Below are 19,611 nucleotides of genomic sequence, written 5' to 3' on the forward strand. Positions count from 1 at the left end.
TAAGGGTGCCAAATGTGACAGACGAACTACGCCAATTGGATTTAAGGTGATCATTTGAGTAACCCATTTTATAAAACACCGCTCGGAGCGGGAAGCCGCACGATACCGAATGCGGACATGGCCACAACGAAAACAAGCAAGAACTTGATATCCAATGCCGAAAGCGACGCTTCTTTCTTTCGCTCGCTGGAAAAGCGGGGGATATATCTGAATGAACCGCAAATCCAGGTGGTGCGTCATTTCAAAGGTCCTTTGCTGACACTTGCGGGAGCGGGATCAGGGAAAACCTCTGTTTTGGTATGTCGGACAGGCTACCTCGTTGCTGTCCACAATGTCGATCCGAGAAACATTCTGTTGGTGACGTTCTCGAAAAAAGCGGCGGAGGAAATGCGCGAACGAATCGCACGATTGCCCGGCCTGAACGACACCATCGCCGAAACCATCCAGGCACGGACGTTTCACTCGTTCTTTTTGCAAATCATTCGCAAGCATGGCGTGACACAGGATATCTTGAGCGAAACACGCTATCAGCATATCCAGATCAAACGCATTTTGCGAGAGATGGGCCTGCAGGACGAATATCAGCCGGAGTCACTGCTGTCTTTGTTGTCATCGTACAAAATGCAGATGGTCGACGTAGACAGCTTGCCGGAATCGAGTGATGAAGAAAAAGAATTGAAGCAAATATTTACCGAATACGAGAAATGGAAAGCCGATCATGACAAAATCGACTTCGACGATGTGTTGCTGACGGCTTACAAACTACTTCAACAGAAGCCGTCGCTGTTGGCCGCGTTGCAGAAACGATTTCTCTATGTCATGGTCGATGAATTTCAGGACACCAACATGGTGCAGTACGAATTGATCAAGATGATAGTCAATCCGCATTGCAACTTGATGATCGTCGGCGACGATGACCAAACCATCTATTCATTCAATGGCGCTAGGAATGAATTTATTCTGAACTTCGACAAGGTGTTTCCGAACGCCAAGACGATTACGCTGGATATCAACTATCGCTCCACGAGCAGTATTGTCGGACTCGGCAACGAGATTATCAGGCATAACGCGCGGCGGAAAAAGAAAACGCTGAAGGCGACCAGGCAAAGCAAGTCGACTCCGCAATATCTCCGTCCGAAAAATACCGATGATGAGGCGGAAACCATCACGGATTACATCCTGTATCAAACTGGTCAGGGAAAGCGGAAATTCGGCGATTTCGCCGTCCTCTTCCGTTCAACGAGCAACAGCCGGGCAATCATCGAACAGTTTGTCCTGGAAGGCGTTCCGTTTGTCGATTACGGGAGCGAGGAATCATTCTATGATCATTGGATCGTCAAGCCGCTCATTGAACATATTCGTCTTTCCTTAGACCACAAAGATTATGAAGCAGTGGAGGGAATCTTGCCGACGTTGTATATCAACCGTGAACAAGGCATGCAATTCATCCACGAACAGGAGTCAGTGCAGAAGAAGAAGTGGCCGCTCATCCATCTGATGTCATTTCCCGGCCTCAAGGATTTTCAGAAAGAGAAGCTCATGGAACGGCTGAAGCTTATCAAGTCGCTGAAATCTTTGAAACCGCTGGATGCGATTCGACAGATGCGCCGAGAGTTCTACGATCAGTATCTGGAAACGAACAAACGTAGCAAACTGACGCATCACAAGGAAACGTTGCGCGAAACGCTGGATGAGTTGGAATCATCGGCGAAAAGGTTTTCGTCTATTGAAGAATTTGTTGCTTTTATCAGGGAAGTCGCGGAAAAACGGAAAGCGTTGAATCACCGTCACAACGATGCAGATGACGACAAAGTTTCATTGATGACGATCCACAAATCCAAAGGGCTGGAGTTCCCGGTAGTATGCTTGATTGGAGCATCCGAAGGCAACATGCCTCACAGTTCCATTTTTGATGCAGAGCGTATGGACGACGTGTTCACAGCGCACAAAGGCCGCGATAAAGTTATCACTGCGCTGGAAGAGGAGCGTCGATTGGCCTACGTGGCTGTCACCCGCGCCAGGGATGAGTTGATTATCAGCTCGCCGGCATATTATCGAGGGAAGAAGTCGGCGGTATCGAGATTTATACTGGAAGCTTTTCCCCAACGCTCAATGAGCGGCGCAGGAGCACAGCAACAGCAACCAGCGGCAAACAGAACTTCCTCTGTCAAAAGGACAATAACCGAAACCGTCTATGCATGGATTTGTACTAGTGAAACGTGCAACGTATGGAAACGCATCAGAACATATGAGGAAGCGGAATTGCCATCAAAAGAATGCCCTTTGTGCAAATCGCTGATGGAAAAAGGAAGCAAGGAAGTGATTGTGTTGTATTAAAATAATAATATTCAGCATTCCCAAGTTTATTGGAGGTTGATTTTTTTGATAAAGAACGTGGCAGAACTCTTGCATAAGTTAATTGAGAAGGAAAAGGAAAAATTAAAGGAATTTGATTATATTAAGCATGGAACAATTATAGGAAATATGTATGAAGGATTAACAACTTCTATTTTACAAAAGTCATTACCCAAAAATTTAAATATTCAAGTTGTTTCAGGCATAATCGTAAACAGTAAAGGGGAACTCAGTAAACAAATTGATTGCATGATAGTTGAAGGCGAAGGGAGAAAAGTACCGTATTCCAACGATTGTATATATGATTTTTCACAAGTTTTAGCAGTTATTGAGATTAAAAAAAACTTGTATAGAAACGAGCTCATTGACTCATACCAAAAAATGAAGCGAATTTTTGATATCAGTGACGTTACTCCAATAAACATACGTGGGGTAAGGGATGCGTTTAGACTTATTGTCAAAAAGGAACTTCCTGATAAAAAAGAACTCGTGAAGTTGGATTTAACCGAGCAAATGATATACCATACTCTCATTATGGAAGAGGTACTACCTTTAAGGATTGTATTCGGATTTTATGGTTATGCATCCGAATTCAGCCTAAGAGAGGCTTTCTTTGAATATATTATGGAGAATATTACAAGTGATACATCAAACCCCAAAAAAGGTTTTGGCCCTAATAACTTTCCGAATTTAATAGTTTCAAACAACTCGTCGTTAATAAAACTAAATGGAATGCCATATGTTGGGGAATTAGACGAGAAAGGATGCTGGAATTTGTTTGCATCAACGACAATAAATCCTTTGCTATTATTTTTAGAATTATTTTGGACTAGATTAACTTACAAATATAAAATTTCAACAGAGATATTTGGTGAAGATTTAGAATCAGAGATCATGAAAAAATTTATTTCTGCAAAAGCAATAAAAGCAGATGGTCATATAGGGTGGGAATATATTTATCACAATGTAAGTAAAGAGGAGTTAGAGCATACGGATGAATCGTATGAATGGCAACCGGCTGAATTAGATGATCAGGAATATGTAATTATTTGCTGGTTATGTGAAGGAGAAAAACTGAATGTAAAAGAAGATTTCTTTCAAGAATGGCTCGAAAAGGAAGGGCGAAAATTGGAAAATATCATTAGTAGCCTCAAAAATAAAGGCTTAGCTTATCTGAATAATGACGATGAACTAGAATTATTAACTGATGAATGTGCTGTAGTAATAGTGGGTGGGAAAGCATACGCCGCAGAAAATAAAAGTGGAAGACTGACAAGATGGATGTTAAAAGAGACGCAAAAATTGAATAAGAATTCTTAAATCGGTCAGGAACATATGTCCAAAGGCCAAGCCATGATATTGTAGAAGCTCATTATGCTTAACCATAATGTACATATAAAACTGGGCAGGATAAGCGAGTTTACTGTCGAAAAATACTAGGGTTCGCAATAACGCTTTGATTAGGTGTTTAATACATTAGAAATATGACCTTAATATTAATATTCGACCAGAAAGGATGTGATAACAATGGCACGTGCAGATCTGCTTTATAAAATTGTAACAGCCGGGGCTCAAGGCGATATGAAGTTGTTTCATCGTGCTGTAGAAGCTTTAATTGCAGAAGAAAGGAACAAACAGCACCATGTATTAGCTGATCGGCTAACTGAAGGGCTAAGATCGTCTAAATTACTCGCTAAAGATAGCCCAGCACTTTTTAATGATGGGATTAGAAATTTTTTTTATGAAAGTGTACCGAACAGAAGATTACACGAATTGATTATCCCTGAAATTGTACTTGATGCTTGCAAAGAATTAATTGAAGAACAACATAGATATGAATTACTACATTCATATAACCTTGAACCACGAAATCGATTGCTTTTTACCGGCCCACCAGGTAATGGTAAGACGTCCTTAGCTGAGGCAATTGCGACAGAATTAATGGTGCCAATGTATACAGTAAGATACGAAGGGATAATCGGTAGTTATTTAGGTGAAACAGCTTCCAGATTAAAGCGGATGTTTGACTATATTCGTACTCAGAGATGTGTATTATTTTTTGATGAATTTGACGCATTAGGTAAAGAGAGGGGCGATCAGCATGAAACGGGAGAAATCAAGCGAGTAGTAAGCTCGTTGCTTTTACAAATTGATGATTTACCTAGTCATGTTGTCGTAATAACAGCTACAAATCATCCTGAACTTTTAGACCGAGCTGTGTGGCGAAGGTTTCAAATCAGACTTGCACTAAATAAACCAGAACGACCCCAAATTGAGGAATGGTTAAAAAGGTTTCAGAACAAAATTGATCAACCATTAGGGTATACATTAAAAACGCTTAGTGAAAAGCTATATGGTCTCAGTTTTGCCGAAATTGAAGAATTTGGTTTGGATATACAGAGAAGATACGTCTTGTCAATGCCAGCTTCCGATTTGAAAACCATCATCCGAGAACGACTAAAACAATGGGAAGCAAAGTATAAAATTGAGTCGAGTGAATTAGGGTGATGAGTATATGACAGAAAGACCATTAATCATATTTCCGCACGCGAGTAAAGCTAAAAAGGAAACAAGGAATCCGTTTCCACCCAGTAGGCCAATTACTCCTTCTGTACAAAGACAATTTGAACGTTTGAATCCTAAATTTGTTAGATTAGAGCAGGCCTTTGAAGAACATAGAGCAATACTTCAAACTAATTTAGCAGGTGCATTGCCAGAGCAAGCAGTTGTATTTGAAACTGTGGATACAATCGATAATTTTATAAATGCTGTGAAAAAGATTGAAGGACTTGATTGGCTGGCAGAATGGGAAAGAGAAATAATGCCTGATGAAGATTTTTATTTTGAGGAAGAGGGGGAAAGAAAACTAGATAAGCAAATTGGTGGGCGGCTTTTTTTGATCATGTCTGATCAACAAGCAATGAGAGAATTAAAGTCTTTATGGAGAATGTATCAAAACCAAGAGTCTTTTCCGCACGGCAAAAAAAAGTGGAGGAATTTGTTCAGTCTTTTAAAGGATGTTAGACCTTGGAGTGTAAATGACCGATTTGAAAATACAGGGTTTTTAGAGGAATGGAATGAACGAGTCTCCGCGGGGCAAGAAACAATCAAGTTTGAGATTGAACTGTGGTTCAGAAGCAATGAGGAAAAAAGAAGAATTTCTTCACAAAATATAAGAACTTTAATTGAACAAGCACAAGGTAGAATTATAACTGAAGCGATAATACCTGACATAGCTTATCATGCGATTTTAGTAGAAACACCAATTAATGTATTTAGGGACATTTCAGAGAACACTGATGTTCAATTTATTCGTTCGGAAAATGTTATGTTTTTTAGGCCTGTCGGACAAGCTATGATGATAATACCACAAGAAGAACCATCTGTAGAAGATTTGTCTGATAGAATTCAGCCAATTGAAGAAAGATTACTTGATCCAATTGTTGCGTTGTTTGATGGCATGCCACTTGAAAATCATCATTTGTTAAGAAATAGACTAATCGTTGATGACGTTGACAATTTTGCTAGTCAGTATTCACGTACACATGAACGAGTTCATGGAACTGCAATGGCATCACTAATAATTCATGGAGAGTTAGATGAAAAAAATGGACCATTAGATCGCCCGATATATGTTAGGCCTATAATGGTACCTGATGAACGGGATTGGCGTGAAATAAGGGTTGAATGTGTCCCTTTGAATGAATTGCCAATCGACATAATACATAGATCTGTTAGAAGATTGTTCGAGACAGTAAATGGACAATCTCCTGTGGCCCCCACTGTTCGAATAATCAATTTATCAATAGGTGATAGTTCGAGGCCCTTTGATTTTTCTGTTAGTCCATGGGCAAAATTACTAGATTGGTTGTCCTATAAATATAAAGTTTTATTTATCGTTAGTGCTGGTAATTTCACTGATGGAATTACTCTTGATGTACCGCGAGATAGTCTTGAAGACTTGTCGCCAGAGCAGTTATCTAATCACATTATAAAATCTATTTATAGCAATGCTCATAACAGAAGATTACTTACTCCTTCAGAATCTATTAATAGTATTACTGTCGGGAGTTTACATGACGATTCCTCTCAAGTGGTTGCCTTGGGGAATCGAAAGGAATTATTGAATATTAGGCCTATGGTTAGTCCGGCTACCAGAATAGGATTAGGCTATCGTCGATCTATAAAACCAGATATAGTCCTAAAAGGTGGTAGACAATTATACATGGATGATCCATTCGGTCGCGATCACTTTATAATAAGTCCTTCGACACTACCTCCAGGGCAGAAGGTTGCTCATCCTGGTAAACAAGGAGAATTGAATTCAACAATTTATATGCGTGGCACAAGTAACGCAACTGCATTAGCAACGCGATCAGCTTCTTTGATTTATGAAAAAATTGATGAATTACGGCGAACACAAGCTGGTGGAGAGCTTGTAACAGATGAATTAATTACAGTAGTAATTAAAGCCTTATTAGTCCACGGGGCTAGCTGGGGTAATCTCTTTCAATCACTTCAAAGAATCCTGGGTGATGACAACAATAGGTTAAGGGATCGAGTCATACCAAGGTTAATTGGATACGGTTCCATTGATTTAACACGGGTATTAGAATGTAACGCACAAAGAGTTACACTTTTTGGTTGTAATTATCTTTCTAGGGATGAAGCTCATGTATATTCGATTCCATTGCCACCATCTTTAAGTAGTAAGGCTGTATGGAGAAAATTAACTGTGACTCTTGCATGGTTTTCTCCAATAAATGCAAAAAGTCAAAAGTATAGGCAAGCACATTTATGGTTTGATCCACCAAAAGATGAGTTGGGTATTAATAGACTTGAAGCAGACGGAAACTCGGTAAGGAGAGGAACTGTTCAGCATGAAATTCTTGTAGGTGAACAAGCGACACCCTTTATAGATGGTGACATACTTGAAATTAAAGTGAACTGTCGTCAAGATGCGGGTGGCCTCAATTCCGCTGTGCCATATGGAATTGCATTATCATTAGAAGTAGCTGAAGGACTCGACATACAAATATATGATGAAGTCCGTGATCGGATCCGCCAAGCTGTGCCGATACGTTCAAATCCAGAACTTTAAGGAACGAAAGGAGAGGCCATAAGCCCCTCCTTTCGTTTATTCAGTTTACCATATCAAGTGATACGCTGAACCGTACCATAAGTAAAGCGAATAAGACCACTACAACATGTTTATTATGTGTTTGGTGGTCTTAATTTTTTAGGAGATTGTCAAGTTAAGAGTTAAGTGTGACAATTCTTCCATAATTGCCTCGTGCGAAGTTTTACAATTCAGACATCTGCGAGGTCTATGGTTAATTAAATCCAATGCACATGGAAGTTCAGCTTGATCAACGGTGTTTAAGTCGTACTTCTTAGAGAGAAATTCTCGGAGAAGTCCATTTGCATTTTCGTTGCTACATCTTTGCCAAGAGGAATATGGATCAGCAAATACCGTCAAGCCATGCTCTTCTAACAATGCTTGCTATGCATGGTTTAAGCTGATAGTCCTTCTGTGCTTCAGTAGCCTCATATGTTGAGGAAAGACTCGTCATGCGCTTAAGCTCACGAGACACTGTAGAATGATGACAGTTTCATAAAGAATCTAAGGTTCAACTCATTAGTACTACAAAGTTGATTTCTGAACAAAGTTAACGTTTTAAGTTCTTTCTTAATAAATCTGTAATATGACTTTCTGTAGGTTTATCAAACATAATAACTTCATCAAACCTTGTCCATACAGCCTGATTCAGTAATTTCAGATGTTAGTAGAACTGATAAACAACGTTGAACCTTATCAAGTGACGTAAATCTTTATAGAGTCAAAGAGTCGGTTAATAGAATTAATAAGCAAAACATTGATCTACTGATTACTAATAAAGCATAATTTCGTGAACCAACATGCCAAAACAGATGTGGCTTGCTTTTGTATTGTCAAGCAAACGTTTCTTGCAAATATTGATAAAGCTTGCGGCTTGCCAGTTGCAATGGGTATGCCGATTCCTTGCATAAAATTCCAAAAGTCATATGAATGAGACTTCCATTGATCTTTCTAACAGTTACCCCTTTTATATTCGGATCAACTGTAATTTTAGGTACAAGTGCAATTCCTAGCCCGCTCTGAACATAAAATTTCAATGCCGTCATACTTCCGATCTCCATAGTATCAAGTGCTATATTCCCTTTTTCTTGCATGGTCATTTCCAGCTTCCTGCGATAAGGGCAAGTCGATTGTGTAATGAGCAGACGATACCCTTGAAAGTCTTCCGGTTCAATGACCTCTTTTTGCACAAGTGGATGATCTTCTGGCAATAATGTTACGAATTCTTCTTCAAATAATGGCTCAAAATATAAATCCGCTCCCAAGCTTGATGCTGCTGTGCAAATCGCAAAATCGAGTTCCCCTCTAAGTACCTGTTCGCAAAGGTGTGTTGTACTTGAGATGACTACAGAAATATGTATTTTGGGGTACATAGTCATAAACTTCTTCAGAATATCAGGTAAACGGTAACTTGCTGTAGGTTCTGTTACCCCAATTCGTATATGTCCTGCTTCACCAGATTTTAAGTCAGATAAGCTGTCTTGAAGCTGCTCCATATTCCTTACAATTTGCAGACTCTGTTCGTAAAGCAATTTTCCAGCTTCTGTAAGATAAACTTCTTTTCCGCGTTCGATTAGCCGAACACCTAATTCTGATTCAAGTTTTTGGATTTGCATTGTAACTGTCGACTGTACATAGTTCATTTCTTGAGCAGCTCGATTAAAGCTTCCGTGCTTTACTATCATTTGAAACGTTTTTAGCGTTTTAAAGTCCACAGAACATTCTCCTATCCATATTCAAAAAAATTGAATTTACCGTTCATTTAATTCAATTATACAAATTAAATGAATAGAATTACAATGGTTATAAAAAAGCAGGAGAGTGATTTTTATATGAAATTAATGAACAAAGTAGCTCTTGTTACTGGAGGTGGAACTGGAATTGGTAAAGCAACCAGTTTTGAGCTGGCTAAACGAGGAGCAACCGTGATTGTGAACTATTCGCGTTCTGAAGTTGATGCGATCGAAACAGTGCAAAAGATCAACAACGAGGGTGGGCGGGCTGTAGCTATTCAAGCAGATGTATCGAAAGATGAGGAAGTTAGAGCCATGGTCCAAAGCGCCGTGCAGCAATTTGGCACAATAGATCTGCTCGTTAATAATGCTAGTATCACTAGACATATTCAAATGGATGATCTAGAGGCAGTGACGGAGGAGGTATGGGACGAACTGATCAATGTGAATGTAAAGGGGATGTTTAACTGCGCTCGGGCGGTTGCTCCTTATATGAAGAAAATGAGCAGGGGAGCGATCGTCAACTTAGGCAGTATTGCCGGACAGACCGGACTAGGGTCTTCACTTCCTTATGCCGTATCCAAAGCGGCTGTTCACGGTCTGACGAAATCGTTAGCAAAAGCATTGGCTCCCGACGTTCGGGTTAACTGTATCGTTCCAGGAGCTGTTGCTACAAGATGGTGGGAAGGTAGGGAAGATCAAATGAGAAAGCTTGCCCCTCACCTTCTCTTAAAGCGTATTTCGACTCCCGAAGATATAGCAACGATGATCTGTGCAGCCTTAGAGCAGGAAGCGATGACTGGACAAATTATTACAGTCGACAGTGGACAAACCTTGTAACATTACGGGAGGCAAATGTGATAAACAAATTTCAATATATCTTTCTTGTACTCTTAACAACTTTTCTAATGGGAGTTGCCTTTCCGATCGGAAAAATAGGACTGTCATATGCGCCACCTTTTTTTCTGATGGGAATTCGTTACATATTGGCAGGTGGTTTGTTTGCGGTTATAGTTAGAAGAAAGCCATTACCTAGTAGTGGTCGGATGTGGTTGCAAGTATTCATCATTGGGTTACTTCAAACTACCGTTGTCATGAGTTGTGTTTACTATAGCATGAATTGGATTACGTCCAGTGAATCTGCAATTATTACTTTTACAAATCCGCTTTTAGTAATCATTCTAGGAAGCCTTTTTACCAAATCATTGTACCGTGCTCGTGAATGGAGCGGAGTTGCCATAGGTTTTCTAGGAGTGTTTCTAACATTCGGTTCTCACATGGATATTAACCCGGGTACCTTTATTGCTTTTCTAGGTGCGTTCAGCTTTGCAATTGCGACGTTATTAGTTAAACGTTGGGGTCACAATTTTCATATGGAAGTTTTTACCGCTTATCAAATGCTTGCTGGCGGGATCGGACTGCTAATTTTAAGCCTATTCTCAGAGAAACCTTATTTTATTTTTACGATGAGATCAATTGAAATTTTATTGTGTCTTGTTATTTTATGCTCCATCGTTCAGTTCTCGACTTGGTTCTATTTACTTCAGAAAGGAGATCCTGGGAGAACCAGTTCTTTCTTGTTCCTCGCACCATTGTTTGGTGTACTATCCAGTTGGTTATTACTTAGTGAACAGATGGAATGGTATGTCGGTGTTGGTGGGGCATTCATTTGCTTAGGAGTATTTTTAGTAAATTGGAGCGGAAAAGGCGTAAAGAGGCTGATTAAAAGCAATAAGCAAAAAATCGATAGCTGTTATTCTACCAAACCCTAGAAAAGAGGTATTAATACCATGCGTAAACGAATTGCACCGAGCACTAGCATTGTCATCGACCGTCTTGATCATATAGTCCTTACCGTTCATAGTCTGGAAAGAACGATTGAGTTCTACGAGAAAGTATTAGGAATGGAGGTCGTTCAGTTTGGCGGTGGGCGGTACGCGTTGCAGTTTGGCAATCAAAAAATTAATTTGCACGAGTGCGGACATGAATTAGAACCGAAAGCAAATACACCATACCCGGGATCGGCAGATCTGTGTTTTATTACAAATGTATCAATGGACGATGTGATTCGGCATTTAAATCGTTGTGATATAGCGATTGAAGAAGGACCAGTAGATCGCACTGGCGCAATAGGTAAAATCCGTTCTGTCTATGTGCGTGACCCAGATCGGAATCTGATCGAAATTTCAAATTATGTATCGGAGTGAATGCATTGATAAATTTGGTGAGAGGTCAACAAGCGTAAGCGTTATAGGAGAGATTTTCTATTATTAAAAATAAGGGGATATTCACTTGAGATTATTTACAAAATCTGATTTTAAAATCTCGAATCAAGGAATTAGCCGTATTGAACAGGTTACTATCGGAGGCGTTCGTCAAAGTATTCTAATTCAGACGGAAAAACCAGGCAGTCCAGTTCTATTATTTATTCATGGTGGTCCTAGTATGCCTGTTCCTGGTGTGTCGAATAGGGGGACTGATTATGCATTGGTCACCACGACAATGGAGCTAGTTAAGCATTATACGGTTATTTTCTGGGATCAACGTGGTACAGGAAAATCTTTTTCTAAAAATATCCCGCAAGAAACGATGAATCTAAACCAATTTATTAATGATGCTAAGGAGTTAACGGATTATTTAAAGGCTCGTTTCCATCAAAATAAAATACATCTTCTTGCCCATTCTTGGGGAACGATAATTGCTTTAAACCTTGCCAATAAATATCCTGAAAATTATTATTCATACACTGGATTTTCTCAAATAATTAACTGGGTAGAGAATGATAAATTAAGTTACAAGTATTTACTGGAACAAGCTGAAAAATCAAATGATAAAAAAGCTCTGCAAGAACTTTTGAAGTTAGGCGAGCCGCCATATTTACAAGATTTTAAGCAATGGTCTTTGCTGCGAAAATGGCAGTTTAAATACAAGACAATGTTATATGATGCCGGTGATAAAAAATCTGCAACATTATCCTCAAGCCTCAAAGTGATGCTTCACTCACCAGATTATTCTCTAATGGACATTTACAATTCACTTGTACGTGGCTTTAAATTAGCTTACTCAGAAGAAATGCTACAGGATATTAATACGTTTGATTTTTTACAGAGATCCCGAGATTACAAATACCTGTAATGTTTATTCACGGAAGTAAAGAAAAACATATTATGCCAGAACTGATCACACGCTATTTCGAAAACCTTGATGCTCCCCGTGGGAAAACCTTATATTGGTCCGATAAATCCTCTCATGTTTTTCATCTTGATGATGCGAGGGAAAATGAGCAAAGACTGCTTGAGTATTTACAAAAAGCGCAGTAGAAAGGTTGTGGAATGAAATGAACCATCATTTTGTTGAAGTTGCTCAAGGTCACAAGCTGCATTATGTACGGGAAGGATTGGGTGAACCAGTTTTGTTGCTGCATGGTTGGCCTGGATTTTGGTACGACTGGTTTAAGGTGATTCCGTTATTGCATGACAAAGCAGATGTGATCGTGCCGGATTTTCGTGGATTTGGGCTATCTGACAAGCCTAAAATGGATGCTGTCATTGGATATAGTCCAGGGACGTTAGCAGGTGACCTTATTTCTTTACTGGATTACCTTGGCATTAATCAGGTAACCGTCGCTGCTCATGATATTGGTGCAACGGTTGCTCAAACGTTGGCGAAAACATTTCCTTCTCGTGTGAAATCGTTAATCTTATGTAATCCTCCGTATCCTGGCATTGGTGCGAGAAGGTTTGACCCCGCGATTCAACCCGAGTTTTGGTATCAGCATTTTCATAACCTGAAGTTATTCGAACAGCTGTTCAGTAATGAGCCTGAACAGGCACGAAAATATGTTCGTTACTTTTATGAGTATTGGTCTGGTAGTAAAGGAACAAATATTGAAGAAGATGAACTTCAGCCAATTCTGGATATGTATGCTCAGCCGGGTGCATTGGTTAGTAGTATTATGTATTATCAAGCAAGAGCTAGAGATAAAGCGAAACAAGCTAGCGGTAATATTCAAAGTCCACCAGTCATGCAGAGAACCTCAGTTCTTTGGGGGGAAGACGATCCAGTAATGCGGGTAGAATGGTCAGATCGTTTGCCTCAGTTTTTTGATAACTTCACCATAAAACAGTTGCCCGGTATCGGTCACTTTGTTCCAATAGAGGCACCTAAGGAAGTTGCAATGGCAATTCTCGAGCATTTACAGCAATTAGAATAGCAATGTGATAAATAAAGACTAACAATGACCAATTTGAAGTGACTTCAAAGTAAGGAGGTACATCTTCTTGGATGTTTACTTTGAACTATCAAGAGAAACATTAATATGGCTATTTATTGTTGCTTTTCTATTGCATGATTTAGAAGAAATCATTATGGTTGAATTCTGGATAAAGAAAAATAAAGAAAAAATGCTCTGTAAAGTTCCTAAACGATTTCGGACAAAATTAGATAACGTGCTTACCATTACTAGCGGTCAATTTGCAGTTGCAGTACTACTTGAATTTATAATTTTTATTCCTTGTACATATATTGCTGCAGAACAAGGAAAGTATTTTATATTTCTGGCGATTAATACGTTATTTTTTCTACATGTATTTACTCACATAGGACAATCTCTATATTTAAAATCGTATACACCTGGAGTAGTAAGCGCAGTTTTGATTACTCTGCCCTATACATTGTATTTGCTTCATAAGTTGATTACATGGGAACTTGTAACAATGAATCAAATTCTATTAAGTATGCCAGTTGGTTTGCTTGTGATTCCAATAGTGTTGATGGGGCATGAACTGGGAAGAAGAATAGTTCCAACTTAGAGTAGTAAATTGGAAAATTTACCATAGCGCTGCGTTCCAAATAGTCTGAAATACTAACAAATTCGAATATGAAGAAACCACTCCATGGCGAAGTGGTTTTTTTATTTCAGTTCTTAGTTGAATTTAAGCCTCTGCCGAACTATTCCACTATCCAATAATTAAGTGAATCTAAAAACTGTTCTGCTGACAAAGCTAGAAATAATAAATAGTACTATAAATTCTGTAAATTAGATAACTTTAATATTTAAGAAAGATTGTAATATGAAGTGCGACACCTAAAAAAATAACTCATGACGAATTCGTGTAGAATGAAGTTACCAGACACCACCTACAAGGAGAACTCGTCATGAGCTATACACATCTTACCATAAACGAGCGTACAAAAATAGAAACATTATTACATTTAGGATGGAGTGCAAGAGCCATTGCACAGCAGATCAAGCGCCACCATTCTACGGTTTCTCGTGAAATACAACGCATGAATAACCACTCTTCTACTTATGAGGCTAGCGACGCACAAGCCGATTATCAGCACAAGCGGATGCAAAGTAAACCAAAAGGAAAGTGGAACAAAGACAGAGCACATTACCTTACTCAAACTCTGGCTGCAACATGGTCTCCAGAACAAATTGAAGGTCGAATGAAACAAGACGATCCTGAGCACGCGGTATCCTTCAAAACCATTTACCGCTGGATTTACCAAGGTAGGCTAGTCCAAGGGAACACCATCTTCTTACGACAGAAGGGAAAGCGTAGAAAGCCTCGTGAAAGCAGAGGTCGCTTTAATCTCGGGTTATCCATCAGGCAACGTCCAAAAGAAGTGAAGCAACGTGAATCCTTTGGTCATTGGGAGCTTGATACTGTCGTTTCTAGCCGTGGTAAAAGTAAAGGCTGCTTGGCTACTTTTGTTGAGCGAAAAACACGCTATTACCACGCTGTAAAAATGCCAGACCGTTCAGCGGCATCTATGGAGCAAGCGGTTGCTACGGTGCTAGAAGAACTCGCGTTGCCTATGCTCACAGCTACCGTTGACCGTGGAAAGGAATTCGCCTGCCATCAAGCATTGTTAGAAGAACACGGCTTGATGGTTTACTTTGCTGATCCTTATTCATCTTGGCAAAGAGGCAGTAACGAAAATGCCAATGGGCTTCTCAGAGAATTCTTTCCTAAGAAGTTCGACTTAAACACGATAGATCAAGCTGAACTTGAATGTGCTTTAGATTTAATCAACCATAGACCACGTAAATGTCTAGGTTGGAAAACTTCTCACGAAGCGATTATGGACGAGTTGTCGCACTTAGCTTGACAATCTATCTTAAACACAACTAATTGTGGTATGTTTATAATAAATAATTGGTAAATAATCACGATTATTTTAGTAATAATTAATAATCATAAAAGTTATTCATCTTAATTTTTAAGAAAATGTAACATTATTTTTTTACATATGAATCATAGTGCAAATTGATACAGGAGGTTTAATAAAATCATGATTAAATTGGCAAAAACAGTAATGGTTATTACTTTAAGCATGTCCATATTATTTTCAGCAGTGTCTAAGGCATCTGCTGCTACATACACGGTAAAAAGTGGTGATACATTATATAGTATAGCAAAACAATATGGTACCACTTACAAAGATATAATGAACCTAAATGGAATGAAAACTACTTTTATTAAAGTAGGTCAACAAATAAAGATTAATGATATAGCAACTACATCCTTTTCAGCAAAAAATAATACAACAACAGCATTTGGAACAAAAGCTGTAGATGTAGCTAAACAATATGTTGGAGTACCGTATGTATTTGGAGGATCTACTCCTTCTGGGTTTGATTGCTCTGGATTAATCCATTATGTATTTAAAGAAGCTGGAAAATCAATTAGTCGGAAATCTGCTGCCGGCTACTATGAAATGGCTAAAAAGGTAAAAACACCACAGGTAGGTGATTTGGTGTTTTTTAGTAACACCTATAAAGCTGGTGTATCTCATGTAGGAATTTATCTTGGTAATAATAAAATGATTAGTGCTCATGGATCTACAGTAAATATTACAACCATCCAATCAAGCTATTGGAAGTCACATTTCACTGGTTATGGACGTATTTAGATGAAGTGACTGGAAGATGACACAGTTGTCTTATTACGCAATAAAAAAAGTGCTTGGAAATTTGGATGCGGGAGGAGTGGGAAATATGATGTACCACCAACCCTTCGAACATTAATCGAATTAGGGAAAGAACTTGGTGAGCCTGAACATTTTTGTTGCCCCTTTGTCTGCTTATAAAACACATAAGTCTTTTGAAATACACCAAGATACTAAACTTAATTTAGCAGCTTTAAAAGCATATTTTTCTACTGCATCAATCCCACCACAGTATACTACTTTTCGAGATAACAGCTTCATTATGTTCTATCAGATGAGGCGTTGTTAAGAGAAGTTGTATTAGAGGCTATGTTAAATATAGGCCTTATCAATGAAGTGAAAAGATTAGCTTCAATTTAAAAATTCCACCTAACAAAAGTAGTAATTTCTACTTTTGTTAGGTGGAATTTTGTTTACATTTCTATTTGTAAAATGATTTTCGTAAAATCTTTAAAATCATCAATATGCTTTTCTAGGATGGCTTCTAAAATCGCAACTTCTAATGCTTGGTAGTCATGTACAGCAATATTTCGGAATCCAACCATATTCATTAATGTTTTTGCAATTGCTGAATCAATTAATCCAGCTTCCTCTAGAAGCTTAAAGCCGTCACGACTTGCTTTAGGAACACCTAGTTTACGTTCGCTTACAATATGCATTGCTAAATAGATACTTGCCTCGCATGCACGTTGAATATTTAAAATAATACTATCTTGCTTTGTGAAGTCTTTTAAATTTTCAGGATTGCCCTCGTACACTTAATAATGAATTCGATTTACACAGCGTTCAATTGTAGTCGTTTTATTTAAGATTACATCATTCATCGCCCAAAACACTTCCTCTTTCTTTAATACTTTCAATCACACCAGCACGTTGTTCACTTAATGTTGCATACATACTATAGGCGCACATTTTTTGGCGTGTAAATTCATTTTCATCTTGAATATAAATTGGTTTACCTTGAGAAAAAATTTGCATCGTGAATACAGTATCGATTTGTTTAATATCAACTAAATCTACTTCACGACCAGCGATTTCAGCTAATTCATTTGCTAGTAAAAAACGTTCATAAGATGATAAATGCTCATTGCTGAAAAAAGCTAAGTCAACATCGCTATCAAGGCGACTAGTACCTTTTGCGAACGATCCAAATAAAATGATGAAAGCCGGATTTAATTTGTTTTGAATTGTTTCGATTAGCTGCTTTTCGATATTTGTTTCAAGCATGTTATCATCGCCTTTTTCTTTATTATAAACGTTGGCGACAAAAACCGCACTTATACTTATTACAATAAAGAATAAAGGTGCGATTCTGATATAGAAGAGCACCTTTTTAGTTTGAGAAGAAATTATTTTATTACATGTACAAAAATTGCTGCCTTTTGCCCTAAAGTTTAGAGAAAATGAAATGGTGATTTTCAATTTTTAGCGAACAACTTGAACCGATAAGGAATCAAGTGACCGCACTTTATCTATAGACGGCTCTTCTGAAATAGACGCACTTTGTGGATTTAATTGAAAGCACAGTTTAATTGATATAATAAAAGTTATAACAGGAAGCGACTCCATTAGGAGGGGGTTATCTTTACGTAACGTGAATATAAAAGGTGTCATAAAACTGTGCTATAATACATTATTATAGGAAGTGTTGAAATTGATTTCAAAAGATCTTCTTTATCATGCACTCGATATATCATTTTCTAAATTGAAAGTGGATTAGTTCCAATTTCAATTTTTTATTGTGAAATAACATAAAAAGTACTACAATATAAGTTGGTTTTAGGCGTGTTGATGGTATCTGAAACAGTTTGTAAGCGTTATTGCTTATTTACAAGAGTGATGAGATAAGGTGTTGATTGGTTTTTTTTGATTCGTTTGAAATCGATTTCATATGAATCAATACAACATAATAATCCTCCTAAATCGTATCAGTCATTAACAGCTCAGAGAACCAAAAAAATTTAATTTGGAGGATTCAGAATGGTAACACAATCTGAACAAGTCTGTAGTGTAAACGCTAAAAGACACTTACCTAGGCTGCCAATCAGTATGATTTGGATGATTAGCTTTGGCTTTCTAGGTGTTCAAATGGCTTTTTCTTTGCAAAGCTCTAACATGGGGCGTATCTTTCAAACCATTGGTGCTGATCCGCATTCTTTAGGATTTTTCTTTATATTGCCTCCATTAGCGGGCTTGATTGTGCAACCGATTGTAGGTTATCTTTCAGACCGAACTTGGATGCCAAAACTGGGAAGGCGTATTCCTTATTTAATAGTAGGGGCTTTAGTCGCTGTTATCGTTATGTGTTTATTGCCTAACTCAGGCAGTTTTGGGTTTAATACGACAGTTGCATTAGCTTTTGGAGCTATTACGCTCTTGTTTATGGATGTGGCATCTAATGTAGCGATGCAACCTTTTAAGATGATGGTTGGCGATATGGTTAATGAGGAGCAAAAAGGTTTTGCATACTCTATTCAAAGCTTTCTTTCTAACAGCGGTTCAGTGTTAGCGTGTATATTCCCGTATGTGCTTACGTTTTTAGGTGTTGCGAACACAGCACCAGATGGTGTCGTTCCAAAGTCAGTTGTCGTTTCTTTCTATGCTGGCGCCATAATTTTAATTATTTGCAGCTTATTTACAGTGTTAAAGGTAAAAGAATACTCACCTGCTGAATATGCTGCTTACCATGGAATTGAGCTTAAACCAAAGAAAGAAAAGGAAAACATCTTTACTTTGCTTCGTAAAGCTCCAAAAATCTTTTGGACAATTTCAGTAGTTCAACTATTTTGTTGGATGGGCTTTCAATATCTATGGACATACGGTACGGGAGCAATTGCCGATAATGTTTGGCATACAACGAACGCTTCTAGTGCAGACTATCAAACTGCAGGTAACTGGTTTGGTATTCTTTCAGCAGTACAATCGATTGCAGCAGTAATCTGGTCACTTGTATTATCTCGTATTTCTAATCAACGCCATAAAACTTGGTATGCACTAAGTTTGCTTATCGGTGCGGTTGGATTTGCTTCAATATTTTTTATTGAAAGTCAAAATCTATTGCTGGTTTCATTCTTCTGTGTTGGTGTTGCGTGGGCAGGGATGATGATGTTCCCATTCACTATGCTAACCAATGCTTTATCAGGAGATAATATGGGGACGTACCTAGGCTTGTTTAACAGTAGCATTTGTATTCCGCAAATCATTGCGTCCTGTGCAAGCTTTGCAGTATTTCCACTGTTAGGTTCTTCGATGCCAGCTATGTTGTTTGTTTCAGGTATATTACTTCTGCTTGGAGCAATTTCCGTATCCTTTGTGAAACAAACATTTATTGAGTAACAACTATTCCGTATATGGAGTATATTTTCATACATTAAGGTTAATTAGTCGTATGGAAGCGTCAATGTCCTTTATGTTTTGATGCTTCTTTTTACCTTTTGTGTATAACGC

General features: G+C 38.4%; 17 protein-coding genes and 1 pseudogene. 14 read left to right on the top strand and 4 right to left on the bottom strand.

From position 1 onward, the window contains the following. The first annotated feature begins 117 nt into the window (after nt 1-117). From AC2TDL_RS09765 to AC2TDL_RS09780, 4 genes are all read left to right on the top strand, one after another. Nucleotides 118-2,337: a UvrD-helicase domain-containing protein gene (locus AC2TDL_RS09765; RefSeq protein ID WP_484701122.1), complete on the top strand. Its 2,220-nt coding sequence runs from the start codon at nt 118-120 to the stop codon at nt 2,335-2,337. Between the two features lie 45 nt (nt 2,338-2,382). Then, the gene (locus tag AC2TDL_RS09770; protein ID WP_484700797.1) at nt 2,383-3,675 is read left to right on the top strand and encodes a DUF6602 domain-containing protein; all 1,293 of its coding nucleotides are present in this window, start codon (nt 2,383-2,385) and stop codon (nt 3,673-3,675) included. Nucleotides 3,676-3,882: 207 nt separating this feature from the next. After that, nucleotides 3,883-4,863, top strand: coding sequence for an AAA family ATPase (locus tag AC2TDL_RS09775; RefSeq protein WP_484700801.1), 981 nt, complete (start codon nt 3,883-3,885; stop codon nt 4,861-4,863). 7 nt (nt 4,864-4,870) lie between these two features. Continuing rightward, nucleotides 4,871-7,456 (top strand): S8 family peptidase, encoded by a 2,586-nt coding sequence (locus tag AC2TDL_RS09780; RefSeq protein WP_484700805.1) that lies wholly within the window; start codon nt 4,871-4,873, stop codon nt 7,454-7,456. 138 nt (nt 7,457-7,594) lie between these two features. Here AC2TDL_RS09780 and AC2TDL_RS09785 read toward each other — a convergent pair. Together AC2TDL_RS09785 and AC2TDL_RS09790 are read right to left on the bottom strand one after the other, a co-directional pair. Next, nucleotides 7,595-7,825: pseudogene (locus tag AC2TDL_RS09785) on the bottom strand (transposase); the annotation flags it as partial. A gap of 482 nt (nt 7,826-8,307) precedes the next feature. Continuing rightward, complete coding sequence (locus tag AC2TDL_RS09790; RefSeq protein ID WP_484700808.1) at nt 8,308-9,189, bottom strand: LysR family transcriptional regulator; 882 nt, start codon at nt 9,187-9,189, stop codon at nt 8,308-8,310. 117 nt (nt 9,190-9,306) lie between these two features. On the opposite strand from AC2TDL_RS09790, the gene AC2TDL_RS09795 reads away from it, so the two are divergent. The 9 genes from AC2TDL_RS09795 (at nt 9,307) to AC2TDL_RS09835 (ending at nt 16,128) form a co-directional block, all read left to right on the top strand. Beyond that, nucleotides 9,307-10,047 carry an SDR family NAD(P)-dependent oxidoreductase gene (locus AC2TDL_RS09795; protein ID WP_484701123.1) on the top strand — a complete coding sequence of 247 codons (741 nt, stop codon included), beginning with the start codon at nt 9,307-9,309 and terminating at the stop codon, nt 10,045-10,047. 17 nt (nt 10,048-10,064) lie between these two features. Continuing rightward, nucleotides 10,065-10,979, top strand: coding sequence for a DMT family transporter (locus AC2TDL_RS09800; RefSeq protein WP_484700813.1), 915 nt, complete (start codon nt 10,065-10,067; stop codon nt 10,977-10,979). Nucleotides 10,980-10,997: 18 nt separating this feature from the next. Next, the gene (locus tag AC2TDL_RS09805) at nt 10,998-11,414 is read left to right on the top strand and encodes a VOC family protein (RefSeq protein ID WP_484700815.1); all 417 of its coding nucleotides are present in this window, start codon (nt 10,998-11,000) and stop codon (nt 11,412-11,414) included. Between the two features lie 85 nt (nt 11,415-11,499). After that, entirely contained in the window at nt 11,500-12,342 is an 843-nt protein-coding gene (locus AC2TDL_RS09810; RefSeq protein ID WP_484700817.1) for an alpha/beta fold hydrolase, read from the top strand. Beyond that, nucleotides 12,342-12,527 carry a hypothetical protein gene (locus AC2TDL_RS09815; protein WP_484700819.1) on the top strand — a complete coding sequence of 62 codons (186 nt, stop codon included), beginning with the start codon at nt 12,342-12,344 and terminating at the stop codon, nt 12,525-12,527. The genes AC2TDL_RS09810 and AC2TDL_RS09815 overlap by 1 nt, the downstream gene beginning before the upstream one ends. Nucleotides 12,528-12,544: 17 nt before the next feature. Beyond that, a complete protein-coding gene (locus AC2TDL_RS09820) occupies nt 12,545-13,420 on the top strand; it encodes an alpha/beta fold hydrolase (protein ID WP_484700821.1) in 876 nt (291 codons plus the stop codon). A 67-nt stretch (nt 13,421-13,487) separates the two neighbouring features. Beyond that, a complete protein-coding gene (locus AC2TDL_RS09825) occupies nt 13,488-14,018 on the top strand; it encodes an HXXEE domain-containing protein (RefSeq protein ID WP_484700823.1) in 531 nt (176 codons plus the stop codon). A gap of 346 nt (nt 14,019-14,364) precedes the next feature. Then, entirely contained in the window at nt 14,365-15,324 is a 960-nt protein-coding gene (locus AC2TDL_RS09830; RefSeq protein ID WP_484700825.1) for an IS30 family transposase, read from the top strand. 183 nt (nt 15,325-15,507) lie between these two features. Beyond that, nucleotides 15,508-16,128, top strand: coding sequence for a C40 family peptidase (locus AC2TDL_RS09835; protein ID WP_484700827.1), 621 nt, complete (start codon nt 15,508-15,510; stop codon nt 16,126-16,128). A 449-nt stretch (nt 16,129-16,577) separates the two neighbouring features. Here the strand turns inward: AC2TDL_RS09835 and hepT are convergent, their stop codons facing one another. Together hepT and mntA are read right to left on the bottom strand one after the other, a co-directional pair. Further along, complete coding sequence (gene hepT, locus AC2TDL_RS09840) at nt 16,578-16,922, bottom strand: type VII toxin-antitoxin system HepT family RNase toxin (RefSeq protein ID WP_484700829.1); 345 nt, start codon at nt 16,920-16,922, stop codon at nt 16,578-16,580. Between the two features lie 58 nt (nt 16,923-16,980). Then, nucleotides 16,981-17,586 carry a type VII toxin-antitoxin system MntA family adenylyltransferase antitoxin gene (mntA, locus tag AC2TDL_RS09845; protein ID WP_484700831.1) on the bottom strand — a complete coding sequence of 202 codons (606 nt, stop codon included), beginning with the start codon at nt 17,584-17,586 and terminating at the stop codon, nt 16,981-16,983. A gap of 558 nt (nt 17,587-18,144) precedes the next feature. Here mntA and AC2TDL_RS09850 point away from each other — a divergent pair. Next, complete coding sequence (locus AC2TDL_RS09850; RefSeq protein WP_484700833.1) at nt 18,145-19,500, top strand: SLC45 family MFS transporter; 1,356 nt, start codon at nt 18,145-18,147, stop codon at nt 19,498-19,500. The last annotated feature ends 111 nt before the right edge of the window (nt 19,501-19,611 follow it).

It is taken from the genome of Paenibacillus sp. plas6 (genome assembly GCF_057221655.1).